We start from the raw sequence: 4,297 nt of genomic DNA, 5'->3' as shown, positions 1-4,297 counted from the left end.
GCAGCCCTCACCACACACCCCGCCATCGCCCAAGCCACCGCCATCGCCCGCGAAGACACCCCCGGCGACAAGCGCCTCGTCGCCTACCTCGTCCCGGTCTCACCGGAGGCCGTGGACACCGAGCTGCTGCGCAAGCACCTCGCCTCGGAACTCCCCGACTACATGGTCCCCAGCGCCATCGTCCAGCTGGAGGCCCTGCCCCTCACCGCCAACGGCAAGCTCGACCGGAACGCCCTGCCCGCACCCACCCGCACGACCAGCGCGTCCGGGCGGAGCCCCCGCAACGCGCAGGAAGAACTCCTCTGCGGTGTGTTCGCCGAGGTCCTCGGCGTCACCTCCGTGACCATCGACGACAACTTCTTCGAACTCGGCGGCCACTCCCTCGACGCGACCCGCCTCATCAGCCGGATCCGCACCGCGCTCGGGGCCGAGGTGGCCATCCGCGCCCTGTTCGAAACACCCACCGTCGCCGGCCTCGCCACACGACTCGAAACCCAAAAGAAGGCCAGGCCGGCTCTGCGGCCGCGGCGTAGGTAGGAGGAGTTCTGATGATCCCGTTGTCCTTTGCCCAGCAGCGCCTGTGGTTCCTCAGCGAGCTTGAGGGCCCCAGCGCCACGTACAACATCCCCACCGCCCTGCGGCTGACCGGCGCCCTGGACCGCGAGGCCCTGCGGGCCGCGCTGCACGACGTCATCGAGCGGCACGAAGTCCTGCGCACCGTCTTCCCCAGCACCGCCGACGGCCAGCCCCACCAGGACATCCTCGAACCGACGGCGGTCACCCTCGACCTGCCCGTCACCGAGGTCACCGAGGCCGGCCTGGAGCAGGCCCTCGCCGACGCGGCGGGCCACACCTTCAACCTCTCCAGTGACATCCCGCTGCGCGCGGAGCTGTTCACCACCGGGCCGCAGCAGCAGGTCCTGCTGCTGATCGTCCACCACATCGCCGGTGACGGCTGGTCGATGGGCCCGCTGGCGCGGGACGTGTCCACCGCCTACGCCGCCCGGCTCGCCGGCCACGCCCCCACCTGGGAGCCGCTGCCGGTGCAGTACGCCGACTACACCCTGTGGCAGCAGGACCTCCTCGGTGAGGACACCGATCCCGAGAGCGTCCTGTCCGAGCAGCTCGCCCACTGGCGCGAGGCGCTGGCCGGTCTGCCGGAGGAGCTGCGGCTGCCCACCGACCGGCCCCGCCCGGCCGTCGCCACCCACCGGGGTGCGACCTACGACCTGGACATCCCCGCCGAGCTGCACCAGCAGCTCGCCGACCTGGCCCGCTCCCGCGGCGTCACGATGTTCATGGTCCTCCAGGCGGCCCTGGCGACCCTGCTCTCCCGCCTCGGCGCGGGCACCGACATCCCCGTCGGCACCCCCATCGCCGGACGCACCGACGAAGCCCTTGAGGACCTGGTCGGCTTCTTCATCAACACCCTGGTCATGCGCACCGACCTGGACGGCGACCCCAGCTTCGGCGAGCTCCTCGCCCGGGTGCAGGACTCCGGCCTCGGCGCCTTCTCGAACCAGGACATCCCGTTCGAGCGCCTCGTCGAGGACTTGGCCCCGACCCGCTCGATGGCCCGGCATCCGCTGTTCCAGGTCATGCTGACCCTTCAGAACAACAGCAGGGCCACTCTCGAACTCCCGGGCCTCGCAACCGAACTGCTCCCCGCAGGGCAGGCCCCCGCCAAGTTCGACCTGGACTTCCAGTTCGGCGAGAACTTCGACGCGCAGGGCCGGCCCGCCGGACTCCAGAGCGCCATCACCTTCGCCGTCGACCTGTTCGACCACGCGACGGTCGAGGCCGTCGCCCAGCGCTTCACCCGGGTGCTGGAGGCCGTCGCCGCCGACCCCCAGCAGCCCGTCAGCCGCATCCAGGTCCTGGACCAGGCCGAGCGCCACCGGCTCCTGACCGAGTGGAACGACACCGCCCGTGGCGTACCCGCCGCGACGCTCCCGGAGCTGTTCCACGCCCAGGTGGCCCGCACCCCCGACGCCACCGCCCTCGTCTTCGCCGACGAAACCCTCACCTACGCGGAGCTCAACGAGCGCGCCAACCGCCTCGCTCACCTCCTGACCGAGCACGGCGTCGGTCCGGAGACCCTGGTCGGCGTCCACCTGGAACGCTCCACCGACCTGGTCATCGCCCTGCTCGCGATCCTCAAGGCCGGCGGCGCCTACCTGCCGATCGACCCCAACTACCCCACCGAGCGCATCACCTACATGCTCGGCGACGCCCGGCCCGCCCTGGTCATCACCAGGTCCGCCCAGGACACCCTGCCCGACGGCACCGCGCGGATCGCCCTCGACGACCCCGAGACCGTCGTCCGCCTGGCCGGCCTCGACACAGCCAACCCCCGGCCCGGCCTGCAGCCGAACCACCCCGCGTACGTCATCTACACCTCCGGCTCCACCGGCCGTCCCAAGGGCGTCACCGTCCCCCACCAGGCGATCGGCCGACTGGTGTGGGAGAGCGGCTACGTCGACCTGGGTGCCGGTGACGTCATCGGCCAGTTGGCCTCGGTGTCGTTCGACGCGGCCACCTTCGAGATCTGGGGCGCCCTGCTCAACGGCGCCGCCCTGGCGATCGCCCCGCCGAAGGGGCTGTCCGTCCTCGAGTTGCGCGAGTTCCTGACCTCACACCGCGTGACCGCGCTCTGGCTGACCGCCGGGCTCTTCCACGAAGTGGTGGAGTCCGACGTCGAGGCACTCCAGGGCCTGCGCTACCTGCTGGCCGGAGGCGACGTCCTCTCGGTGCCGCAGTGCAGGACCGTACTGGAGCGTCTGCCCCACGTCCGGCTGCTCAACGGGTACGGGCCTACGGAGAACACCACCTTCACCACCACCCACGCGATCCGGACCGCCGACCTCGACCGCGGGGCCGGCGTGCCGATCGGCGGTCCGATCTCCGCGACCCGTCTCTACGTCCTCGACAGCGGACTGCAGCTGGTCCCGCCGGGAGCGGTGGGTGAGCTGTACGCGGCGGGCGAGGGCCTGGCCCGCGGCTACCTGGGCCGCCCGGGCCTGTCCGCCGAGCGCTTCGTCGCCAACCCCTACGGCACTCCCGGCGAGCGGATGTACCGCACCGGTGACCTGGTGCGCTGGCGCGCCGACGGCACCCTGGAGTTCGCCGGCCGCGCCGACGACCAGGTGAAGATCCGCGGCTTCCGCATCGAGCTCGGCGAGGTCGAGTCCGCGCTGGCCGCGCACCCGTCCGCCGCCCAGGCCGCCGTGATCGTCCGCGAGGACACCCCCGGCGACAAGCGCCTGGTCGGCTACGTCGTCCCGGTCCAGGGCGACGGCACCCCGGGCGGCGACGACCACGCGGCGCTCGCCGCCGCCATCCGCGGCGACCTCCAGCAGCAGCTGCCGGAGTACCTGGTCCCGAGCGCGGTCGTGATGCTGGAGGCCCTGCCGCTGACGGCCAACGGCAAGCTCGACCGCAAGGCCCTGCCCGCCCCGGACTATGCGACCGACGCCTCCGGCCGGGCACCGCGGACCGAGCAGGAGGAGATCCTCTGCACCGTCTTCGCCGAGGTCCTCGGCGTCACCTCGGTGACCATCGACGACAGCTTCTTCGAGCTCGGCGGCCACTCCCTGCTCGCCACCCGCCTGGTCAGCCGGATCCGCACCGCACTCGGTGTCGAGGTCGGCATCCGCACCCTCTTCGAGGCCCCGACCGTCGCCGGCCTGGCCGGACGCCTCGGCGCAGCCGGCACGACCCGGCTCGCCCTCACCGCGGGCGAGCGCCCGGACGTGGTGCCGCTGTCCGCCGCCCAGCGCCGGCTCTGGTTCCTCGGCGAGCTCGAAGGCCCCAGCGCCACCTACAACATCCCCACCGCACTGCGGCTCAGCGGCGCCCTGGACCGCGACGCCCTGCGGGGCGCGCTGCACGACGTGGTGACCCGCCACGAGATCCTGCGCACCGTCTACCCGACCCACAACGGGCAGCCCCACCAGCACATCCTCGAAGCAACGGCGGCCACCCTCGACCTGCCCGTCACCGAGGTCACCGAGGCCGGCCTGGAGCAGGCCCTCGCCGACGCGGCGGGCCACACCTTCGACCTCTCCGGTGACATCCCGCTGCGCGCGGAGCTGTTCACCACCGGGCCGCAGCAGCAGGTCCTGCTGCTGATCGTCCACCACATCGCGGGCGACGGCTGGTCGATGGGCCCGCTCGCCCGGGACCTCTCCGAGGCCTACGCGGCCCGGCTCGACGGCGCCGCCCCCGCGTGGCAGCCGCTGCCGGTGCAGTACGCCGACTACACCCTGTGGCAGCAGCAGCTCCTCGGCGAGGACAC

General features: G+C 72.5%; 2 protein-coding genes. Both read left to right on the top strand.

Annotated elements, in window-relative coordinates; translation table 11 throughout:
- On the top strand, positions 1 to 537 hold a 537-nt coding region (locus tag ACZ6NC_RS41815; protein WP_465739127.1), incomplete at its 5' end, for a phosphopantetheine-binding protein.
- 11 nt (positions 538 to 548) lie between these two features.
- Positions 549 to 4,297, top strand: a 3,749-nt coding sequence (locus ACZ6NC_RS41810; protein ID WP_465739126.1) for an amino acid adenylation domain-containing protein, incomplete at its 3' end; no start/stop codon positions are given.

The organism is Kitasatospora sp. NPDC041988 (genome assembly GCF_055588525.1).
Note: the sequence above shows the minus strand (reverse complement) of the source record. Positions and strands in the feature narration are given on the sequence as shown.